The organism is Citrobacter sp. GW821-FHT02E08 (genome assembly GCF_059421685.1).
Genome location: NZ_JBWKVL010000005.1, coordinates 305,866 through 327,707, shown reverse-complemented (window position 1 = coordinate 327,707; position 21,842 = coordinate 305,866). Strand labels below are relative to the sequence as shown.

At 51.0% G+C, this 21,842-nt stretch carries 21 protein-coding genes; 12 read left to right on the top strand and 9 right to left on the bottom strand.

Annotated features, from left to right (window positions below; all coding sequences use genetic code 11):
* Positions 1 to 74: 74 nt before the first annotated feature.
* A complete protein-coding gene (locus AC07UY_RS09970; protein ID WP_494701035.1) occupies positions 75 to 515 on the bottom strand; it encodes a hypothetical protein in 441 nt (146 codons plus the stop codon).
* 426 nt (positions 516 to 941) lie between these two features.
* Between AC07UY_RS09970 and AC07UY_RS09965 the strand changes: the two genes are divergently transcribed.
* Genes AC07UY_RS09965 through AC07UY_RS09945 form a run of 5 tightly spaced genes read left to right on the top strand, consistent with a single transcriptional unit; the run spans position 942 to position 4,388 of the window.
* Positions 942 to 1,886 (top strand): MBL fold metallo-hydrolase, encoded by a 945-nt coding sequence (locus AC07UY_RS09965; RefSeq protein WP_494661452.1) that lies wholly within the window; start codon positions 942 to 944, stop codon positions 1,884 to 1,886.
* 3 nt (positions 1,887 to 1,889) lie between these two features.
* Positions 1,890 to 2,216 carry a hypothetical protein gene (locus AC07UY_RS09960; RefSeq protein WP_494661453.1) on the top strand — a complete coding sequence of 109 codons (327 nt, stop codon included), beginning with the start codon at positions 1,890 to 1,892 and terminating at the stop codon, positions 2,214 to 2,216.
* Positions 2,204 to 3,019: an MbnB/TglH/ChrH family RiPP precursor modification enzyme gene (locus tag AC07UY_RS09955; RefSeq protein WP_494701036.1), complete on the top strand. Its 816-nt coding sequence runs from the start codon at positions 2,204 to 2,206 to the stop codon at positions 3,017 to 3,019. The genes AC07UY_RS09960 and AC07UY_RS09955 overlap by 13 nt, the downstream gene beginning before the upstream one ends.
* A 12-nt stretch (positions 3,020 to 3,031) precedes the next feature.
* Positions 3,032 to 3,763 (top strand): HvfC/BufC family peptide modification chaperone, encoded by a 732-nt coding sequence (locus AC07UY_RS09950; protein ID WP_494701037.1) that lies wholly within the window; start codon positions 3,032 to 3,034, stop codon positions 3,761 to 3,763.
* A gap of 4 nt (positions 3,764 to 3,767) precedes the next feature.
* Entirely contained in the window at positions 3,768 to 4,388 is a 621-nt protein-coding gene (locus AC07UY_RS09945; RefSeq protein WP_494701038.1) for an HvfX family Cu-binding RiPP maturation protein, read from the top strand.
* Between the two features lie 125 nt (positions 4,389 to 4,513).
* On the opposite strand, the gene AC07UY_RS09940 is transcribed toward AC07UY_RS09945, so the two are convergent.
* The 3 genes from AC07UY_RS09940 to AC07UY_RS09930 all read right to left on the bottom strand — a co-directional run bounded on the left by AC07UY_RS09940 (position 4,514) and on the right by AC07UY_RS09930 (position 7,569).
* A complete protein-coding gene (locus AC07UY_RS09940) occupies positions 4,514 to 5,767 on the bottom strand; it encodes an MFS transporter (RefSeq protein ID WP_203359067.1) in 1,254 nt (417 codons plus the stop codon).
* Positions 5,768 to 5,899: 132 nt separating this feature from the next.
* Positions 5,900 to 6,856, bottom strand: a complete 957-nt coding sequence (locus AC07UY_RS09935; protein ID WP_203359066.1) for a sugar phosphate isomerase/epimerase family protein — start codon at positions 6,854 to 6,856, stop codon at positions 5,900 to 5,902.
* 8 nt (positions 6,857 to 6,864) lie between these two features.
* Positions 6,865 to 7,569 carry a GntR family transcriptional regulator gene (locus tag AC07UY_RS09930; RefSeq protein WP_203359065.1) on the bottom strand — a complete coding sequence of 235 codons (705 nt, stop codon included), beginning with the start codon at positions 7,567 to 7,569 and terminating at the stop codon, positions 6,865 to 6,867.
* A gap of 1,041 nt (positions 7,570 to 8,610) precedes the next feature.
* On the opposite strand from AC07UY_RS09930, the gene AC07UY_RS09925 reads away from it, so the two are divergent.
* The 4 genes from AC07UY_RS09925 to cuyB all read left to right on the top strand — a co-directional run bounded on the left by AC07UY_RS09925 (position 8,611) and on the right by cuyB (position 12,659).
* Complete coding sequence (locus tag AC07UY_RS09925; protein WP_203359064.1) at positions 8,611 to 9,981, top strand: tyrosine phenol-lyase; 1,371 nt, start codon at positions 8,611 to 8,613, stop codon at positions 9,979 to 9,981.
* Positions 9,982 to 10,166: 185 nt separating this feature from the next.
* The gene (locus AC07UY_RS09920) at positions 10,167 to 11,429 is read left to right on the top strand and encodes an aromatic amino acid transporter (protein ID WP_494701039.1); all 1,263 of its coding nucleotides are present in this window, start codon (positions 10,167 to 10,169) and stop codon (positions 11,427 to 11,429) included.
* 25 nt (positions 11,430 to 11,454) lie between these two features.
* Positions 11,455 to 11,589 carry a hypothetical protein gene (locus AC07UY_RS09915; protein WP_255565705.1) on the top strand — a complete coding sequence of 45 codons (135 nt, stop codon included), beginning with the start codon at positions 11,455 to 11,457 and terminating at the stop codon, positions 11,587 to 11,589.
* Between the two features lie 335 nt (positions 11,590 to 11,924).
* Complete coding sequence (gene cuyB / locus AC07UY_RS09910) at positions 11,925 to 12,659, top strand: cysteate racemase (protein WP_494701040.1); 735 nt, start codon at positions 11,925 to 11,927, stop codon at positions 12,657 to 12,659.
* A 7-nt stretch (positions 12,660 to 12,666) separates the two neighbouring features.
* Here the strand turns inward: cuyB and hypT are convergent, their stop codons facing one another.
* The 5 genes from hypT to AC07UY_RS09885 form a co-directional block, all read right to left on the bottom strand.
* On the bottom strand, positions 12,667 to 13,575 hold the full coding sequence (gene hypT / locus AC07UY_RS09905; RefSeq protein WP_494701041.1) for a hypochlorite stress DNA-binding transcriptional regulator HypT: 909 nt from the start codon (positions 13,573 to 13,575) through the stop codon (positions 12,667 to 12,669).
* Between the two features lie 68 nt (positions 13,576 to 13,643).
* Positions 13,644 to 14,810, bottom strand: coding sequence for a beta-aspartyl-peptidase (gene iadA, locus AC07UY_RS09900; protein WP_494701042.1), 1,167 nt, complete (start codon positions 14,808 to 14,810; stop codon positions 13,644 to 13,646).
* 12 nt (positions 14,811 to 14,822) lie between these two features.
* Entirely contained in the window at positions 14,823 to 15,284 is a 462-nt protein-coding gene (locus AC07UY_RS09895; RefSeq protein WP_162380735.1) for a YjiG family protein, read from the bottom strand.
* A complete protein-coding gene (locus AC07UY_RS09890; protein WP_494661460.1) occupies positions 15,281 to 15,967 on the bottom strand; it encodes a nucleoside recognition domain-containing protein in 687 nt (228 codons plus the stop codon). The genes AC07UY_RS09895 and AC07UY_RS09890 overlap by 4 nt, the downstream gene beginning before the upstream one ends.
* 185 nt (positions 15,968 to 16,152) lie before the next feature.
* Positions 16,153 to 17,316 carry an MFS transporter gene (locus AC07UY_RS09885; RefSeq protein ID WP_494701043.1) on the bottom strand — a complete coding sequence of 388 codons (1,164 nt, stop codon included), beginning with the start codon at positions 17,314 to 17,316 and terminating at the stop codon, positions 16,153 to 16,155.
* Positions 17,317 to 17,563: 247 nt separating this feature from the next.
* Between AC07UY_RS09885 and AC07UY_RS09880 the strand changes: the two genes are divergently transcribed.
* The 3 genes from AC07UY_RS09880 to bglB all read left to right on the top strand — a co-directional run bounded on the left by AC07UY_RS09880 (position 17,564) and on the right by bglB (position 21,715).
* Complete coding sequence (locus tag AC07UY_RS09880) at positions 17,564 to 19,237, top strand: hypothetical protein (RefSeq protein WP_494701044.1); 1,674 nt, start codon at positions 17,564 to 17,566, stop codon at positions 19,235 to 19,237.
* A gap of 241 nt (positions 19,238 to 19,478) precedes the next feature.
* On the top strand, positions 19,479 to 20,636 hold the full coding sequence (locus tag AC07UY_RS09875; RefSeq protein WP_494701111.1) for a hypothetical protein: 1,158 nt from the start codon (positions 19,479 to 19,481) through the stop codon (positions 20,634 to 20,636).
* Positions 20,633 to 21,715 carry a beta-galactosidase BglB gene (gene bglB, locus AC07UY_RS09870; RefSeq protein ID WP_203359055.1) on the top strand — a complete coding sequence of 361 codons (1,083 nt, stop codon included), beginning with the start codon at positions 20,633 to 20,635 and terminating at the stop codon, positions 21,713 to 21,715. The genes AC07UY_RS09875 and bglB overlap by 4 nt, the downstream gene beginning before the upstream one ends.
* The last annotated feature ends 127 nt before the right edge of the window (positions 21,716 to 21,842 follow it).

The following is a 21,842-nucleotide window of genomic DNA, read 5'->3' as shown; positions in this document are numbered from 1 at the left end:
ACTGGTTTTGTCATGAGTCACCTCTGATTGAGAGTTTACTCACTTAGTCGCGTGTCCACTATTCGCGGGTAAGATCACACCTCCACCGAGCCACTCAGATGACCGCCGCCATGAATAAAGAGCAACACATCCTGTTTTCCCTGCAACGTGGGGCGGTAAATACGAACCGGAATGCGCCGTTCGCCGGTATCCACTTCAGCATTGAGCACCGCTGCCATCGGGTCGGACGTGGTGACGTTCGCTTTGGTCAGCGCCGCCAGTCCCTCTCTTGCGCTTAACGTATCGTAAGCTCCGGGAGGATTGCTGGCCTGTTTATCCAGAAATGCGGCAAGCCGGTCGGGTGGTGTTTGTACCAGAGGACCGTTAGCGTGCTGCCACGCCTGCTGGTAACGCCGCTGTTGTTCCTGTAGCGACTCCGCACTTACGGAAGGACTGAGCATACTGGCAGTGGTTATTGCGGCGAAGGGTAATAGTAATTGCTTTATGGATAATCCTAATCTGGGTATGACGTTCATTTTTTCTCCAGGCGTACAATAGTGTCGCTTCGTTAAGCATATAACCCAGAGTAAAAATGTGTTTTATCGAGGTAAATATTATTGCTTATCGGGTAGCCAGGTTTAGTAAAACACTTTTATCGTTAAATTGATTTTTAGCTATTCTTGCTTATTTTCTTTTTTATCGTGCTCATGATTTACGAAATTAACCCTTACTTTTTTAAATGTTATTTGGGGTAACAATGTGAATTAATACAAGTTATTCCCGAAGTCATTGCATACGGCATTGCTTATCAAGAAAACAGATATCGATAAGTTAAATTATGGATTTCATCATATTTAAAACTTGAATTACATTTCCTTTACATTTTTAACTGTCTGGCAGGAATAGAAATTTCAGCACCTAATACACAGGGTTCAATATATATGGAAGGAAATAAAAAATTAATGTATTTAAGAAAAGCGTCATTGCTGACACTTTCGCTGTTTTTTTCTGTCAATGTGTTGGCTGCCGGGTTGCAGTGCGAAAATAAGGATTTCACTCTGCAAACGCTGGGTACTGGCGGACCGATTACAGACGATCAGCGTGCTTCATCGGGAGAGGTTATTTGGCTAAATGGGAAGTCGGCCATTCTTATTGATGCTGGTGGCGGTATTTTTTTACGTTTTGGCCAATCGGGCGCCCGTCTGGAGGATTTAAAACTCATTGCCATCAGCCATTTCCACACTGACCATGTCTCGGATCTGGCACCGATTTTAAAAGGCGGCTATTTCCTGAAGGAGAAGGAGACCATTAACCTTGCGGGGCCAGAAAGTGGCGGCGTATTCCCGTCAATGACGCAATATTTTAATGCGCTCTTTAAAAAAGAAAATGGCGCTTATTCCTATCTGAATGGGTTGTATAACGCGACAGATGGTTTACAACTTGCGAGTCACATTAAAGATATTAATTACACCGCCACTGACCCACAATTGGTGTATCAGGACGATGAAATGAAAGTGACCGCGCTGGGTATTCCTCACGGCGATGTTCCTTGCCTGGCGTTCCGTATTGAAACGGCGAAAGGCACTATTGTTGTGTCAGCCGATCAGAATGGCAGTAATAAAGCGTTTGCCCGCTTTGCCAAAGGCGCAGACATGCTGGTGATGCCGTTAGCCATTGATGAAGATACTGACGAAACATCGAAATTTATTCATGCCGCCCCGGATGTGGTGGGCAAGGTGGCAGCTGAAATCAATCCCAAAGTGCTGGTGCTAAATCACTTTATGGGCAAAGGGTTGCGTCTCAAAGATCAGTCCATCGACATTGTGAAACAGTATTACCACGGTCCGGTCTATAGCAGTCGCGATCTCTCCTGTTTCCCGATTTCATTAACCAATGCGAAGGAATAACCGATGAAAAAAGATATTGTCCTTTCAATCGTCGTGGGTTCCCTGATGACCGCTGGAATGGTTAACCCCGCCAGTGCAACAGAGGCGAGCGGCAGCGCCAGTCAGGTGCAGAATAAAGCGCCGACCAGTAGCGGTAAATGTGCCAGTGGTAAATGCGGTACGGAGAAAATCTATAGTCAGGCCGCGCTAAAGCATGACCCTCAGGATCAACTGGTGCGCGCCAGAGACGGTAAATGTGGCCTGACGGGGGAAGGCATAAATAAGCCTGAATCCGAATCCTCCCAGCTGGCGAGTGCCGAAAAATGTGTTAGTGGCGTATGCGGGAAATAACCTCAGAGGGGGCAGGAATCGGGCTGCGCGGCGAGCATATTACGGCACTGCTGCAACAACCCCGCCGTCAGGATATCGACTTTCTCGAACTGGCCCCAGATAACTGGATGAATATCGGCGGTGCGAGGAAAGAACAGTTAGCAGACATCAGTAAAAAATATCCGTTAATTGCGCACGGACTGAGTTTATCCATTGGCGATAGTTGCCCATTAAATGAAGAATATATTAATGATGTTCGCCGTTTTCTCGACGAATACCACATTGATATTTACAGCGACCATTTATGTTTTTCCCGCGATCGCCAGGGGTATCTTTACGACTTGCTGCCTGTACCCGGTTTTACCGATGTGTTGCCTTATTTAGCCGCACGTATTGATCAGGTACAAAATATGACGGGGCGGCAGTTGGTTCTTGAAAATATCTCCACCTATCACCGCTACGCAGGTGAAATGCCGGAGGCGGAATTTTGGGGCGAGCTGCTCAACCTGAGCGGTTGTGGAATGCTGCTGGACATTAATAATGTCTTTGTGAATGCCTGTAATCATGGGTTTGATGCCTTTGAGTATATTCGCAGCATTCCGTCGTCGTCGATTATCTATTACCACATCGCAGGTCATCTGGAGTATGAGGAGTTCCGCCTCGATACCCACGGAATGCCAGTACTGGAGGATGTATTAGCTCTGGCAAAACAGACCGTGCAGTTTCATGGCGCGAGACCTTTGCTGCTGGAACGTGATAACAACGTACCAGCACTGGAGACGTTATGCGCGGAATTAACGCAAATTAGGGAATACCTTTTATAAAAGCGAGTGCCTGTGACGACACATTATTTAGTACCTGCATTATTGGTCGAGATGGAGACAACGTTTTCGGCGCAACTTCGGGCCAGAACAACGTCGGGCGAAACCTGTTCTCGCGGTATGTTGCTGTACCGGAAAATCGTCAGAGAAAATATTGGCGGCGTGTTGCAACGCGTTTTTCCTTTATTTTGCCAGCGCATCAAAGACGCAGATATTCAGGATCTGACGGATGCTTTTCTCCATCAGCATCAGGCCAGCCAACCGGAATTTCATCAGGTGGCGACAGAGTTGCTGCTTTTTATGCGTCAGCAACGTCAGTTGTCGCCTCATGATTTGGCGCTGATCGAATATGAATGGCTGATGTACGCCGTGGAGATCGATGACAGTCACGTTCCACCTCCTCAGAAAACGTCGTTACGGTTGGTACAGACAGGCGATGTGGATGTGGTGCGAAATCCCACGCTGAAGATGGTGGCTTTACCGTTTCAGATCCACGAGGGAGAACCCTGTTATGAGGATGAAGGGCGCCTGAATTATTTTGCGCTCTATCGAAAGCATAATAATGCGCTGTACCAGAAGAGACTCAGCCAGGTTGATGTGCAGCTATTGTCAGCGATTAATCATCAGATCATTTCAGCCGAACGCTTGCTAAATAGTGCCTCACTTTTTTTAGCTGATTTTTCTTTGCGCTCGTGGCTGGAAACCAACAATAACGACGAACTTTTGTCTTTAAAATACAAAGGGTGATGCTATGTGGATAAACGTAATTTCGTGGTACAAGCTCGTTATATCAAAAATAAAGAAAGCAGACTTTATTGCGCTGCTGCTTATCCGCCTTTTTTTAATTCCGGTGATTTTTGCTGGCGCACACTCCAAGGTCATGGGATTTAGCGGCACGGTGGCCTGGTTTGCACAACCGACAGCAGAAGGCGGACTGGGACTACCGTTTCCCTGGCTGCTGGCATTTCTGGCAACGTCTACTGAAGTGCTGGGGTTGATTTGTATTACGCTTGGGCTTTTCACGCGGATCATCGCCATCCCAATGATCGTCGTGATGAGCGTCGCCAGCCTGATGGTTCACTGGTCGCACGGTTGGCTGGCTATCGCCAGTAACAGCATGGAATCCAGTCAGCGAATGACAGCGTTTCTCCAGTGGTTGATGGAAAACTTCCCCGGTCGGTATAACTATATTACGCAACTGGGCGATCCGATTATCCTGAATAACGGTATTGAATTCTCTGCCACTTATTTCATCATGCTGTTAGTTCTGCTGATCTACGGTGGCGGAAAATATGTCAGTGTGGACTATTGGCTGACAAAAGCGACACCCGTCTGGCGCAATCAGAACAGTAATACCGCGCTGAAATCCTAAAGCGACGCCGTATTCCTGAGAGGAAAAATGGCAGCAGGATGACCCGGCTGCCATTTTTAAGCATAAAACTAACGACCCTTACTTTCTTTTTTACGTTCAGGGAAGAAAAGTCATCGATGACTCAATTATGCTGACGTTGCTTCTAACGCCATTTTTTGCTGCTTAATCCTTCTGGCCAGAAGAGTGGAGCACACGAAGCCCAGCAGGCTGAATACCACCATCACGCTGAAGACATAGTTATAGCCGGTAATGCCTTTGAAGTTATCCAGAAGCGAGCCATACAGGGTGTAGGCAAACATGGCTGGCATGTAGCCGATGATGCAACCAAATGCCATCGCAGAACCACTGTACTGGCGTGAGATACCGATCTCATCCATCGGCGCAAAGAAAATCGCGCGCTGGGAGAAGATAATGGCGCCAAAGCCTAACGTCACCGCCATCCCGACATACACATTCATAGACTCGTGAGGCAACTGAATGAAGAGGATCATGGCAATCGCCGCGATCAGGAACGTCCATTTCAGGTAGACCGTTGGCGATTTAGTGACTTTATCGGCAAGGAATCCGCCAATCGGGCCGCCGACCATTTTTAACGCATACTGGTTGATGATACCGTACGCCCCAACAAGGGCTACCGGTAACATATAGATATCCTTTAAGAAAGGGATGAAGTAGGTTAATCCACAGTAAGCGGCGTACACAAAGAAGATACCAAATGCGGCCAGCCACACGTTAGCGCAGGTCAGAACATGTTTGATGCCCTTGAGAACTTCCAGATTTGCACTGCTATTATCGCGAGCGGTGACTTTGTCATCATCCCCCACAATGAAATAGGTAATAACACCGACGGTGAGCGTGATTAACGTGTAGAAAAGCAGACCCGCCTGCATACCTGCTTTACCTTCGCCGAACTGCACAAAAATAAACAAGGCACCGGAGGCGACAATCACATCCACAACACCACGGCCGGCTTCCAGGAAACCAAACATGCGTCCCTGTTCTTCCTGTTTCCCCAGCAGGCGTACGGCTTTCAACAATACGGGCCAGAAAATGACATCGCCAAAGAAGGCCATTGCCGCAAAACAGAGCAGATAACCGGTGAATGAAGGCAGTGTGGATAAATACAATCCACAGAGTCCAACGCCAATCAACCCAAAGGGTAAGAGTATTTTCTTGGAATAACGGTCAGCAATATAAAGGGAAAGAAACAGCCCTGTTGTCTGGATAATAGTATATACAGTGAAGCCGAGACCAATTTGTGTATTGGTTAAACCCCAGTCATTTTGCATCGGGACGTAAAATACGTCCTTCATGCTGGAAAGCTTAAATATTGTTCCACCACCGAGGACTAAAAAGCACAGTCGTGCCCACTTGTTCATGAACATAGTTATACCTTCACTTACTCAAAAGCATAGAGGGAATAACCTTCCATATCTGCTATTGATAAATATCAAAGCGATAAGAAAGTTGATGTAATTATCGTTGTGTTAGATTAATTTATAATATTTAAATTAATTCTCGTTAATAAACTTATTGCATATGTTTCTGACATAGTGAATTTGTTCTATTGCGTGCTCTGATTCCTGAGCAAGGCGCGCATCAACCTTATCAGCATCAGGTAATGGTGTATAACTCGCGGTTCTCCAGGGGATCCACGGGTTATCTCCCTCATCGTCGAAGCGGAAAGCGGGAGCAAAGTAATCGACTTCTTCCTCAAGGCCGAAAGATATTACCTGCGGCTTGTCTTCTCCCAGCAGCAATAATTCTCTCAGCATCGCCTCCATGGGTAAATCCCCATGCCCGGAGCGGCACGCTTCATGTGCCCAGCCGGAACCATCCTGGATGATTTTGGCATCTTTTACATGCACTTGCGTTATGTACGGTGCCATGACTTTCAGGGCGTCGAGCGGCTTTTCATTGGCATTAATCATATTGCCGAAGTCAAAAAGTATTGAAAGGTTCTTCATCCCGCTCTGTTTTACTAAGCTGACCAGTTCTTCTCCTTTCAGATCTTCATGCTGCTCTATTGTGAATGTTAAGCCGCAATCATCAAACTGAGATAAATATTGTATATCTAACGCTATCTTTTCCATGACGTCTTGCAGATGCCCCTCATAGCGAGGGTAAAAACGGACGGATGAAGCGCCTGTCGCACGGGCAATCCTGATCGCATCGTCCAGCGTTTTTTTATCTGATGCGCTGGTTTCAATGTTAACATCCAGACCGTAGTCTTCTGCTTTTTTCCTGAAATCAAATAACTGATGGTCACTCAACATTTGTAAGGCCTGAGTTTCACCATCCTCAACATGAATCTTCACACCCTGTAATTGATGCTGATGTGCAATATCCAGTAGATCACCTGGCAGAATCCGTTCGTACCGCATATTTAAATGAAATGCATAGGCATGCAAATATAGGGGGATATTGCTGGCTCGCTCAGCGAGGCACACCCTGTCTGTTGTTTTCATTTTCACCCTCATTCATCTTTGATATAGAGTTCAACGGACTCCAGTCTCCAGTACTCAAAGTCAACCTGAACCACTCTTTTCTCTCGTGTTGCCCGATGTTTTTCGACCAGAATGACGAAAGAATTTGGTGCAACACCCAACTCTTTGCATGCCTGATCAGGTATTTTTACGGGTTTAAATACCATGCTCTTTATACTCAGGAACTGACTGAATTCTCTTTCCCAGACTTCGGCAAATGACTGGTTGTTGATTTTATTAACAAAATCAGGGGCGAAGTCGGCGTCAATGTAGGACTCATGATAAAAAACCTTATGCCCGTCAAGACCACACCAGCCAGTGATGAGATAACTGCTGGTATTTTCAGAGAACGCCTTCACCACACTGGAAGGCGGCGCTTCGCACAATTCTTCTTCCAGATACCCCCAAAACGGAAGTCGCCCCTGGGCGCGGGCTTCGGCATTAAAGCTGGACTGCGCTTTTGGGTTATAGATGAAACGCTTGGGCGCAATAAACCAGCCGCTACGATTTTTCCTGAAGATGATGGATGCCACCTCCAGCTCCAGTAACACTTGTCTCAGCGTCATCCTGCGGGTATCGAGCAATTCACAGAGTTCCCGCTCTGAAGGAAGTCGTGAACCCGCAGCCAGATTTGTCTCAGACAACCACCTTTCCAGGCGCTCCCGGATGATATCTACATAGCTTTTGTCTTTCATTCTCACCAATCTGGTATAAACCAATTTTTCGCTACGTTAAGGGTTTTAGGTTAAACAGCAAGTTTTTTCGCCAATGGTGGTTAAATTTTGTGTCCTTTATCGCAAATAATGCGATGCGCATTCATTTGAAATACGTCTTATTGGTGATATCGGTGGCATTCAAAATAAAACGACGATCTTTGGTTTCACGCAGGTGGATTTTGGTTGTTGTTATTTTGTTAATTATTTTGTTTTTCTAAAGTCAGGTGGTCGGATAAAGAGGGATTGTTATGAAATAGTAAATTATTCGGAGAGTGGGATTATTTAGCGTACAGAGATTTGTGGAGTGGAAGAGTCACGACACGCTCGTACAATGATAAGTAACTGTATGCATCATCAGGAAAAAGCAATAAAGTCAGGACGGATATAAAATATAATCGGCACCTTTAAATATATTTCCAGAAAATAAGATTGTCGGAAAATAGACATTGCACGTCATTAAAAACCATTCCCGCTAATTGTCTCACGCGTCAGATCTGGTATTGCAAAACCATTGCAGAAAAACGTGAAGTAGATCTCTGAAGTAAATCATGTTTTCTGAAAGTACGTTGTTTTGTACAAATTACTTTACGCTTTTAGTGATGTTAATCACGAAATTAACGGTGGAGGGTGATCGTAATCCCACAATATCCACTCTCAAAAATAGAGATTGTGAGCTGAAAAGGGGCTGGAAAGTTATGTTTTCAGTTCGTTCTTGCTTTTACAGTGTCTGAAGGGACGTTGCAATTCACTGCGTGGTAAATAACTTGTTGAATATGAAAAGCTAAGAAAAGAACGTGTGATTTATATCACGTGCATTTACACTTTTCTTTATCATTTGAAATGATTAATGGTGCGAGGACTATTTTCTTCAGTAATTAAATCTTGCATAGTGCCATCACATTATTTCCACCCCCTGGTTCAGGCGGTGAATAGTTATATCTCCTCAGGGCCTATTGATGAGATAAGGGTGCTTTACTTCACATTAATACGAACATGATCACTGTTTACTGGAGAAACAAAATGAATTATCCGGCAGAACCCTTCCGTATTAAAAGCGTTGAAACTGTATCTATGATCTCGCGTGATGAGCGCATTCAGAAAATGCAGGAAGCGGGTTACAATACTTTCCTGTTAAACTCGAAAGATATCTATATCGACCTGCTGACAGACAGTGGCACCAACGCGATGAGCGATAAACAGTGGGCCGGTATGATGATCGGTGATGAAGCTTATGCGGGGAGCGAAAACTTCTATCACCTGGAAAGAACAGTTCGGGAACTGTTTGGTTTTAAACATATTGTGCCTACTCACCAGGGGCGTGGCGCAGAAAACCTGCTGTCAATACTGGCAATTAAACCGGGACAGTATGTCGCCGGGAACATGTATTTCACCACCACGCGTTATCACCAGGAAAAAAATGGTGCGATCTTTGTCGATATCGTACGTGATGAAGCGCACGATGCAGGTCTGAATATCGCATTTAAAGGTGATATTGATCTTAATAAACTGCAAAAACTGATTGATGAAAAAGGCGCAGAAAATATTGCCTATATTTGTCTGGCAGTCACGGTTAACCTCGCGGGCGGTCAACCTGTTTCTATGGCGAATATGCGCGCCGTCAGGGAATTAACTCAGGCTCATGGTATTAAAGTGTTCTACGATGCGACCCGTTGCGTAGAGAACGCCTATTTCATTAAAGAGCAGGAGCAAGGGTTCGAGAATACCAGCATCAAAGATATCGTGCATGAAATGTTCAGTTATGCTGATGGTTGTACCATGAGCGGCAAAAAAGACTGTCTGGTGAATATCGGCGGTTTCCTGTGCATGAACGACGATGAAATGTTCTCTGAGGCCAAAGAACTGGTGGTGGTTTACGAAGGGATGCCATCCTACGGCGGCCTTGCGGGCCGTGATATGGAGGCCATGGCCATTGGTCTGCGTGAATCCATGCAGTTCGAATACATTGAGCACCGTGTTAAGCAGGTTCGCTACCTGGGCGATAAGCTGAAGGCGGCGGGTGTACCCATTGTTGAGCCGATCGGCGGTCATGCGGTGTTCCTGGACGCGCGTCGTTTCTGTGAGCATCTGACGCAGGATGAGTTCCCGGCGCAAAGTCTGGCAGCCAGTATTTTTGTGGAAACCGGCGTTCGCAGTATGGAGCGCGGTATTATCTCTGCCGGTCGTAGCAAAGAGACCGGTGAGAACCACCGTCCTAAACTGGAAACGGTGCGTCTGACGATCCCACGCCGCGTATACACCTATGCACATATGGATGTGGTGGCAGACGGTATTATCAAACTGTATCAGCATAAAGAAGATATTCGTGGGCTTAAGTTCATTTATGAGCCTAAGCAGTTACGCTTCTTCACCGCGCGTTTTGACTATATTTAATTTTTTCGTGGCCCCAGGTAACTGGGGCCTTTTTGTTTTTATTTTCACAGAACAGGAAGCCTTTACTGTATCGGCGATTCTTTGCTGACTAATAAAAATGCAAACCTGACTTCAACACGTTCATTATCCGAAGATGTACAAATGACAGCCGTAATTATAAATAATAGTCAACAGGAACATTTACTATGGATATTAATGCCATTGAACGACAGAGTACCCCCGGATTAATTAGCGGGACAATGCTTGTCATTGCGACCGTTGTGGGAGGGGGGATGTTTTCTCTTCCTATTGCGATGGCTGGCGTATGGTTTCCCGGCGCTTCTGTCATTCTGATTGTTATTGCCATCATGATGTTGTTAACCGGTCTGATGTTGGTTGAGGTTAACCTTCACTATGGTGCTGGAGCCAGTTTTAATACGTTTACTCAGGATTTGCTGGGGCAAAAGTGGAATATAGTCGTTGGGATTGCCTTTGGCTTTGTGCTGTATATCTTAACCTACGCTTATATTTCCGGTTCCTCGGCGGTGATGGCGCAGACCGTGTTCAAATATAGCGGTATTCGTTTCCCTGCAAATATTTCAGTGGTTCTTGTCAGCATGCTGGTCGGCGTGATTGCCTGGTACAGTTCGTTGCTGGTCGGGAGAATTACGACCGTTCTTATCATCGGCAAATTTTTGGCGTTTTTTGCCACCTTCTCCGGGCTGGTCGGTCATATTGAAGTGGCTAAACTAGTCGATAGTGCTGAGATCGCGCTACCGAATGCACAATACCTTCCGTACATTCTGATGACGCTGCCATTTTGCATTATCTCTTTTGGTTTTCATGGCAACGTTCCGAGCCTGGTTAAACTCTACGGAACGCGAGGTATCCCGCACATTACGCGCTCCATTATCATCGGTACGCTCTTTGCTGTGCTGCTGTATGTCTTTTGGCTGGCGGTCACGATGGGGAATATCAGTCGTGCGGACTTTCCTCCGATCATTGCCAAAGGGGGGAACATCGATGTGTTTGTGGAAGCCATTAGCGGGTTATTTACCAGTCGGTATATGGACTTGATCCTGACATTCTTCGGTAATTTCGCGGTAGCCAGTTCATTGTTGGCGGCCACGTTGGGTCTGTTTGATTATATTGCCGATCTGTTTCACTTCCCGGATGACAATATGGGGCGTTTGAAAACCGCGCTGGTGACCTATTTCCCACCTGCGGCCGTGTGTTTCTTCTTCCCGAATGGCTTCGTGCACGCGATTGGTTACGCGGGTCTGGCGTTTACCATCTGGAGCGTGATCTTACCGCCTATTCTGGTCAAAGCCGCGCGTAAACGTTTTGCGACGGCGCATTACACCTCTCCTTGTAACAACACGGTGCTGAACCTGGTGATTGTGGGAGGGGGGATTGTCTATCTGACTGTCGTCCTGGATGTGTTTGGCTTGCTGCCGACATTCCGTTAGGTCTTGAGGCAAGAAAGGAGTCGCTATGTTTCTGACATTACTCAGGTGGCAGCATCCGCTGGTGTATCGATATACCTGGCTACGGATGTGGGTGGTGGTGTTAAGAACATCCGGATTGCGTAAAAGCAAAGAAGGGAAAGGGAATCAGGCCTGTCGGTGACAGGCCTGCCTGGTTTTACACCCGGAAGTAGCCTGGTGGGAGCAACATTGCGAACGCGTCGATTTTTCTCACCATCTTTTTCCAGAACAACATAACAACAATCCTCTACTTGAAACATCGGCGCTATTTTATGCTGCTCTGGAGGCGCTTAAAAGATAGCCTCTGCGTTCTCTCTTTTGTGAGGGTGTAAAGCTTTTTGTTCACAGTGGCAACCGGTCGCCGCCGGGAAGAGGGGGCTATGATTTTTACGCATAGCCGCTAATAAAACGGCATTTTTTACCTAAACATCATGCTGATAGTGTGTTTCTGAACTCAAGCTAAGCAGTGAGAAAGTGATGAAACATACGATTGGGATCTTAGGTGGAATGGGGCCAGCAGCGACGGCGGATATGCTGGAAAAGTTTGTTTACTTACGCGACGCCAGCTGCGATCAGCAGCATATCCCGCTGATTGTGAGCTCTATCCCGGATATTCCCGATCGCACGGCCTGTTTATTATCCGGCGGTCCTTCACCCTATCACTATCTTGAGCGTTATCTGCATATGCTGGAAGAGGCGGGGGCGGAATGTATCGTGATCCCCTGCAATACCGCACATTACTGGTTTGAGGATCTGCGGGCCGTGGCAAAGGTTGAGATGATTAGCATTCTGGATGCGACTCTTGGCGAAATTCCTCCGTCGGTCAAACGCGTAGGTCTGTTGGCGACGAACGCCACACTGGCGACAGGGCTGTATCAGAAAAAAGCAACAGCGCAGGGACTCACCCTGATCCCGCCGGAGGAAACGGGGCAGGAGCAGGTGATGCAGGCTATTTATGCCCTGAAAAGCGGTGATAAACCGGCGGCGGAAAAGCTGCTGTTTCCGCAAATCGAACGGCTGATTTCCCGTGGTGCGCAGATGGTTATCATGGGGTGTACCGAAATTCCACTTATCGTGTCCGGGCATGAGGACGCGTCTGGTTGCCGCTTTATCGACTCGACTGCGTCACTGGTGCGTGCCGCCATTCGATGGTATGAGTCCTGGCCGGATACGCAGACAGCGCTGGCGCCGGAACAGTTCGCACATGCCTGAATGGCGTTCAGGGGGTGGCGTGAAGGTTGTGCAGTTCCCGCCAGAAACGTTCCGCTAAGGGATTCATACGCGTATCCATGCGGTACGCATAAGCCTGAATTGGAATCACCAGCGCGTCATTGTCCAGCACGATCAACTGTCCGCTACTGAGTTCCTGGCGAATGGCATACTCCGGCAGCCAGGCGATCCCGCAGCCGTCCAGCGCAACCTGCTTTAACAACTCACTCATTGAAGAGACAAAAAACGTGCTGAAACTGAGCTCGGCGTGGCGGGTCAGCGTGCGGTTTATCAGCCTGCCCATATAGGAGTTGCGGCTATAGTTCAGCAAGGGGAAGTGAGGCTGGTCAAGGGTATAGCGTGGTTGCCCCTGTTCGTTGCTGGCGCAGACGGGAAAGAGTTGCGACTCGAACAAACGAATGTTGGCAAACGGCGCCTGCAGCAGATTTTCGTCGTGATAAGAAAAGATAAAATCGCTTTGTCCTTCCCGCAGCATATCGACCGCCTGATCGACATCGATCGCCTCAACCGACCAGGTAAACTGCGTTGGCATCGCTCTGACAACGCCCGGCAACAGGCCGAGGGAAAGCGAGTGCGCCGCGGCAACTTTGATTTTACGCAGCGTAAAATCGCTGCCGCCCCGCAGTTCCGTCAGGTTACTTTCCAGTTGTTGTAGCAGATGACGAATTTGAGAATGAAAGATTTTCCCCTGCTCAGAGAGCTGTAGCGGAGAGATCTGGCGATTAAACAGTTCGACGCCCACGGCGCTTTCCAGCGCGCGGATCCGACGACTAAACGCTGGCTGTGAGACATTACGGATGATCGCCGCCTGAGAGAAGTTACGGCACTTTTCCAGGGTCAGAAAATCATAAAGCCATTTCGTTTCAATGTTATGCAAACCTGCACCACTCTCGTCCATTCCTGTTTACCTGTCAGCCGCTCGTTTGCGCATTCTACGTTCATTCGAACGGCTGACAACCTTTCGACCTACTCAAACGTTCCTTTTACGCAAGCTTTACCGTCCACGACCATCCGTTTCCCATGCGCGTAAACCTGCTCAATGCGCAGTTCCGGCGTCATCACCAGCAGGTCGGCATCGCGACCGGGGAGGATTTCACCTTTACCGGAAAGATTCAGGAACGTTGCCACGCTGGTGGTGAGAGGGCGCAGCGCGTCCGTCAGCGTAAAACCGTAGTCGTTGACCAGCACTTGCAGGGTTTGCAGCAAACTGTCGAAACCGGCAACGCCAATGCCCGTCAGATTGCCCGCCGCATCAAACAGCGGTTGGCTGCCGTTGCCATCAGAACTGAGCGTGACCTGGGCAAGCGGTACGCCCGCTTTCACCGCGCGCGCAATACCCTCTGCTGGCGTTACCGGGCCGGGAATACCGCTGGTGATATCGATGGTGCCGCCTTTGAGCGCGAAGGCCAGCGCCTGATCGAACAGATATTCGCTGCGGTTTACGTGGGTCGGGAGCAGTTTACCCATCGGCACATCGCTGTTTTCCAGAATGTCATACAGCGGTTGCAGCCCTTTTTTACTGCTGCCCATGTGGAACACGCTGACGCCAGGCTTGCCGCCGAGCAGCCCGCCAACGCGGGATTGTGCCGCCATGCTGGCCAGTTGATATTCGCCTGGCGCGGCAGAACGATGATCGGATACCGCGCATTTCACGCCGATAACGCGATCGATCAGCGCCACATCTTTCTCTACGGAACCGGTGATGGTCGGCGAAGGAACATGATACGCGCCGGTCAGCATCCAGGCGGTGATCCCTTCTTCATTTAGCGCCCGGGTTTTCGCCAGCAGGGATTCCGGATGGCGGGTGACGGAGTCGGTGCCCAGCAAGCCTATCACCGTGGTGATCCCCGCTTCGGTGAGACGGCTCAGCGTGACTTCCGGCGTCCGTGTGGTAGGGCCGGCTTCACCGCCGCCGCCAATCAAATGGACGTGCTGATCGATAAAACCCGGGCACAGAATGCGCCCGCGTAAATCAATGACCGTACAGTCCGGCACAATGTCTGTTGGGATGGCACTATCAACGGCAATGACCTTGCCGTTGGCCAGCAGCACGTCGCAAATTCCCCGGTCTTCTGGCGCAAACAGGTGCGCCCCCTGCAGCAGAGTAAACTCTGCAGCGGATAAATCAGACATGATGACTCCTTACTAAACAATAAGCTGCATAACCCAGATCGAAAGTAATGCGTTGATAGCGCACACCGCGATGATATGGGGATAGTATTTGGCATTCACTTCGGCAGTCCCGAGACAGCGACCAACGTTCTGTACCGGGTTACCCATCAGATAGATGGCCGGGAGCAGTACTGTGACGTCGTGGCCGGTTAAGGCTCCGGCCGTGAGCAGGCTTGCAGAGACGCCGACGGCGCCGCCCATACTCATCAGCGAGGCTAACAGAACGGTTGCCGCTTCGCCGGGAAGTCCCCACAGCGCCATGATCGGCTGACAGATATGTCCCACCCAGTCGAGTAGGCCCGTAATTTTTAAGGCCTGAATAATCACGAACGCCATGACGACGTTAGGTAAGAGGTTGGTGGTGGCGATGGTAAAACCGCGACGTGCGCCATCGATAAACATATCCATGACGTTTTTGCGTACCTGAGTGGTCATGATTGCGCTCCTTGCAGAGGGTGACGACGTTCTTCGAAGTTAATCCAGAGACGCAGCAGGTTAGCGCCGACAAATTTAAAGACCAGGATCACCGCCAGCGGGACGATAACGGAGGTGCCGAGAAACGCGAATACGGCGACGCCGGAGGAAAAATAGTTGGTGATAATGGCGCTGCCGCTGGTCTGGTACGCCGCAAAAATGACTTTATCCCGTTCGGTAATTTCCCCTTCCTGGGCAAGCTCTTTAGTCATACCGGCTGCCGCATCGGTGTTTTGCAGGTTAGCGATCAGCGCCAGTGAGCAAATACCGGGAATACCCAGCAACGGTTTGAGAATCGGGGTCATCAGCTGTTGAGCCGCACGCAGCCCGCCCAGACCGTCGGTGACGGCAATGATACCCAGAGAGAGAATCACCGACGGGGCGAGTTCCAGTGCGAACAGAAAGCCATCTTTTGCCCCGGTGCCACCCGCACCGCGAAATGACGTGGTGGCGTGCCCGGCACTGCCAGGAAGTTGACCAAACGCGCCATTCAGCACGCTAAAATCAAAAACGCGCCACCATCCCTCACTCCCGGAAAAAACACCCGAAAAGAAAATGATGGTCAGAAAAAATGCCAGATAGCCTTTAATTCCAACCCGTTCCGTTGCAAGCGGTATGGCCGCTTGTTCCCCTTGTTGCGCCATAGTGAACCCCGTTTTATTTTTTTGATAATATGTGTTTGCTGCGACAGGCCACGTCGGGCCTGAAACTGAATGACCTTATCAGTCATAGGGAAAAGGGGAAAATGCAAGTATGTTTCGAGCTATGCGTTTCTTGCATAGCTTAGGGAGAGGGGGAGGGTATTGATCCGTTTACGCTGTGGCGGGCGCTAACGTTTATACAGCTGTAGTGCGCTGATGGTGGCCGCGAGAAACAACGCAGCGGCGCCCCACAGAGTGGCGTAAGTCAGCGCCTCTGAACCGCTGCCCAGCATGCTGGTTAACATCGGACCGACGATCTGGCCGATGCCGTAGGTCAGCGTCACGACGCCTAACAGATTGATGTTGCCCGGAACGCTCAACTGGCGCGCCAGAGGCATCACCAGAGAGGTGGTGCCCATAAAGGTGGCGCCAAAGCCGATGCTGCTCACAATGAGCAGTAGCGGCGCGTCGCTAGCGAGGGTCAGCATAACGCAGACGCCCTGAATAATCAGATTCGCCGTCAGGCATTGCAACACCCCCCAACGTTTTGCCGCCCATAACCAACCGAAGCAGCCCGGAATAATCGCCAGACCCACCAGTGACCAGAGATGTAAGGCGATTTGCGGTGAGCCTGCGTCGCGCGCCATCAGCGGTAAATAGGTGGCGACAATGATATAGCCGAATCCGGCAAGGCCGTACAGTAGCGCCAGTTGCCACCAGCGCATGACGGGATTTCGCGCGGTCGCCAGTGGCGCAGGGGGCAGGGCGTGAGCGCGACCGGGCATCAGCCAGGCCAGCAACAGTAGCAACAGGCCGGAGAGCGCGCCTGCGCCAAGCCAGAGTGCGTGAGAGGCCAACGACATCTGGATCCCGGCGATGACATACTCATTACCCAGAATAATGCCTGCGCCAACACCGGAAAAAAGAGACGCAATAACAAACGGATGGCGCGTATGGAGCAGCACAGTCATGGTGCCGAAAATCATCATTCCGGCACTGGCGACCCCCGCCAGAAAACGTATCAGCATCACCAGTGCGGGTTGCGTAAACACTGACATGGCGACGATCAGCCCTCCGGTTGCAACGGCCGAGGTCAGCAGCATGGAGCGTAAACGTGAGGGAAGATGGAACAGGCCGAAGGAGAACAGCAGGCTTCCCGCCAGATATCCGGCATAGTTGGCGCTGGCAATCCACGACAGCTGGCCGAAAGAGAAATGACCTTCCGTCAGCAGCAGCGCCAACATTGGCGTATACAGAAAGCGACCAATCCCCATGCCCAGTGCCAGCACCAGCAGGCCAAAAAGCGACGTCCTGATGGAATAGCGATCCGAATCCGTACTCCCCTGAATCATGCCGTGTTCTCTTTCCTTCTTTCATGGCTGTTTTGTTATCATACATGGGTAAATGATAATAAAAAGTAAAATAATTAACGCGTGCTACCTCAGCGTGGCGGCATTTTCGTAAAGCGATACAACAGATTGGGTCGCCCACGATAAATGCCGGTACTGAATGAAGGGTGATATCGTGCGGTGCCAGAGCACAAACGCTTTGTTCTATGCTATCTATACGGGCGAAAACGTGTGGTAGAGGTAAATAAAGATGTGGCAAACGCGAGCGCTGGAACTTAACAATCAGGCGTACTGGAACTGGGAAAAAGCCTGCGAACTGGTCGAATGGGCCGTAGCGCATGATTTTAATACCCTTATTGTTGGGCAGGTCGATCTGTTCGACAAACTGGTTTCCCCGAAAGGCTACACGCCGCATCAGTATAACGACCGCCTTTCCAGCCAGCAGCGCGCCCGTTGCGTCTACCTCAACCGGCTGGGAAAACTCTGTCAGCAAAAAGGGCTGCGCTTTTATCTGCAAGCCAAAGAGTTTAACTTTCCGACCGACCTGCTGCTGGCGCACCCGCAACTGTTTGAACCAGGCCGTGGCGTCCGGTTTGACGTCGATTTCTGGTGCGGGTATCTCGCCGACAAAGTCTCGCTGATTTGCCAGCGTATTCCGGCGCTCACCGGCTTACTGGTGGCGATTTCCAACACCGACGGCCTGTTGCCGGTTTCGCGTCCTAACTGGGAGCTACCGTCGGAAGACGACACAACGCAGCCCCAGCGTGACGAGCGCAGTTTTGCCATTTACAGCCGCTGTTTCAATACGTTATCCCGCGTGATGCAGGCGGAAAACAAACATCTGGTGCTGCGCGTATTCCCTGCCGGAAACCACGATCTCGGCAATGTGCTGGCGGCGATCCGCCCGTTGCCGGAAAGCGTCAGTGTCTCCATCAAACTCACGCCAGAGCGGTTCTGGCCCTCCTTTCCCAACAACCCGGCGCTGTTGCAGGTCCGCGAGCGTGAAGTGTGGGCCGACATCGATCTGGTCGGCGAAGAAGTCGGCTGGGGCGTTTTCCCGTTCCCGCGTATCAATGAGTTGCAGGGGAGATTGTTGTGGTGTCGCAGCAACCCGGCTATTCGCGGTGCGGTATGTAAAGCCAGCTGGGAAGGCGTCGATAACCACTGGATTATGGGCACCCTGAGCGCCTGTAATCTGGTGGCATGTAGCCGGATGCTGGCCAGTAGCGGAACGCACTATAGTGAAGCGCAACTGATGACCTGGTGGCTGGATGAAACCTACGGCTGGCGCCCCGACGAGAAAACGTTTGAAACGTTCTGTTCGCTGATGGAACAGGCGGGGCAGGTGCTGTACAAGGCCACCTACGTGCGTGACCATGTTTTTCACCGTCACAGCCAGGTGCCGGAAAGCTACGGCCAGGCGGTCTGGAGTTTGTACGGGCAGCTTAACCGTAACCACTGGCTGCCCGGCTCGGAGCGTGACATCACCTTCGATCGCAGCGATGTAGAAACATCTGCCGCCTGCCTCTCCCGTATTGCCAGCGAAAAAGACGAAGCCCGGGAGGCCGCGACAGCGCTGCGTGAGCAGGCGCTGAGTTTTGCGCAAACGGCGGCCTTCCCTTACGCGCTAAAACGTCGCTGGCTGGAGGAGTGGCAAGGGTTTGCACTCTACTGCCACCTGTTTTTACATGCTCAGAAAGCCTTTTTCACCCTGCGTTTTGCCCACAAAGCGGAGAATAGCTGGAGCATGCGCGAGATTTGCCAGATCAACATTCAGGAGCTGTACCGTAGCGCGGCTGAGCTGGAAGATTACTGTGCAAAACACGCTGATGCGTCGCCGGGTCTGCACGTATTGTTTGACGCTTCGCGGGTGCGGTCGCTGGCAGACAGTCTGAGCGAAGAACTTAAAATCCTGAAAGGGTAATTTTTATGTGACGCGGATCACGCAAATGGGGTGAACCTCAAATTTAGCGTGATCTGCATCACGCTGCATTGCCATCACCCTCAATAAAGTGTGATCTGAATCACTCTGCATCCCCTGGTATTCTCCGGATTGTGAGTTGTCAGGCATATCCCGATATTTGCCAAAAATGGTTGCTCGCCTCAAAAATCAAACCCGCTGAAAATATCGCCCATCGCATGAATCCTGCTGGAGTTGAGCAAATATGTCACAGGGTGACTGGAAATTGGTACAGGGAGACGCACTGACGCGTTTCCTGTTCTCAGCGGCAAAAACAGAACGCTTTGCCGAGTTTTACACGGGCGAAGGGGCAGACCCGGCGACCCGTGAATCATTTTGTCGCGACGTGTTTCGCCAAAATCTGGCGCAGCGCGCGGTCGACTCCGCTGCGGCCCTGACCTGCAATGAAGCCGTTATTGCCGACGAACACGGCGTGGTTTCTTTCCCTGACTTCCGCCCGCTGCCGTTTCACGTTCAGCGCTGGCTGGCGATTGATCTTTACGCACCGTCCACCGGGACATTCGCGTTTCGTCTGGGCACCTGCGGCGGGGTGCGCGTCTGGTGTGAGGGCGCTCAGGTCGCTTGCTTCACGCCGTTTACGCGCAATCTTATGCAGCATACCGACGTTGAAATCCCGTTACACGCAGGCAAAAACAGTCTGCTGATCCATCTGGATGAGCTGGCGGAGCGCGAATTGATCTGCTCTCTGCAGATGGTCTATCTGGGCGCGGAAGCGCTGAGCGCGGCGTTTCCCCACACCCAGGTGCTGGCTGAACATCAATGCGCGTCGCAGCATCCGGTGGTTTCCCATACCAACGTCTGCGCCAGCCACCTGTTAGCGCTGATGCAACAGCGCGAATACGGACCACAGGCGGAAGCGCTGCTGTACAGCGCCCTCAAGCACATCAGTGCGCGCGAAGAGGCTTCAGTGTTCTCCGTGCTGCCGTTGCTGCAAATCTGGCGTTGCCACCAGGGAGAATACTTTTCCGAGGTGCTGTTCCGCCGCATAAAATCCACGCTGATGGGCTACCGCTACTGGCGGGATGAGCGGGGTTGCGACGCCATGCGCTTCGACACGGAGAACCATGCACTGGCTTTCCATGCGGCGCAGTATCTGGCGGGGCTGTGCTTCCCGGACGAGTTGTTTATCGCTTCGTGCCGCAAAGGGCGCGATCAGCAGGCGATCGCCAAAGCGCGGCTGGAAAACTGGCTGAGCGTGGTTGAAGCGCAGGGGCTGGCTGAATTGAATGCAATCGTAAGCTATCCCGTTGATTATCGAGGGCTGTCTGCTCTCGCCCTCATGGCAGACGATGCGAGCCTACGCGATCGTGCGGCCAGACTGATTAAAGGAGTTCAGGCATGAATCGTGATGCACTGATGGGAACGTTGGATCAGGTGGTTCGCGGATTTTGCCGTCTGAAAAACCTTGATGAAGTGGGCACCAGCGACGGATTTTCGATCCACTTCGAAGAGTGGGAGTGGGAGATCGGCGTGGGGCTGTACGGGTTCTGGCGTTTTGCGGATTTCCAGCAGGACACGGCGCTGCAACAGTCGATCCTCACCTGGTATGAAACGCAGATCGGCAAAGGGTTGCCGGAGATGCAGATCAACACCACGGCGCCGATGATCGCGCTGGCGCTGGTGGCGAAACATCATCAGCGTCAGGATCTGTTGGCCGTCGTCAACGACTGGGCGGATGCACTGCTGCGTGATTTGCCAAAAACGGAAGAGGGCGGTTTTCAGCATGTGGTGAAAGAGCAGGCCAATACCGGCCAGCTGTGGGATGACACGCTGTTTATGACCTGTCTGTTCCTTGGCGTGGCGGGCATTGCGCTGAAACGTCAGGATCTGATTGATGAAGCGGGATACCAGTTCCTGCTGCATACGCGCTATCTCAGCGATCCGGCGAGTGGGCTGTGGTATCACGGCTGGACGTTTGTGGATAAACACCATTACGCCGGGGCGTTCTGGGCGCGGGGCAATGCGTGGATCACCGTGGCGATCCCGGAGTTTATCGAGCTGATGGGCGAGCATCTCGACACCAGCGTGCGGCGTTTTCTGTCGCAGGTGGTGGCGCGCCAGGTACGCACGCTCTGCGAGCTGCAGGCCGACAACGGCATGTGGCATACGGTGCTCGACGATCCGCTGTCACCGCAGGAATCATCAGCAACGGCAGGCATTGCCTACGGTATGCTGCGCGGCGTGCGGATGGGGATTCTGGATGATTCAGTCAGCGCCAGTGCGCTGCGTGCGTTCGACGCCGTGATGGCGCGGATCGACGACGGCGGTCTGGTGCTGGAAGCTTCACGCGGGACGATGCTCGGCTGGGATATCCAGTATTACTGTGACATCGCGATAGCCCCGGTGCCTTATGCGCAGGCGCTCACCATGCTGCTGTTGCTGGAAATGGACCAGGGTAACTGGCTCGAGGCAACGCGATAGCGTTTTTGCCGGATGACGGCATGAATGCCTTATCCGGCATACAAAACCCTGCACCGTTTGGCAGGGTAGGGCGCAGCCTGTAGGCCGGATAAGGCGAAGCCGCCATCCGGCGTGCTTGTGCTTCACA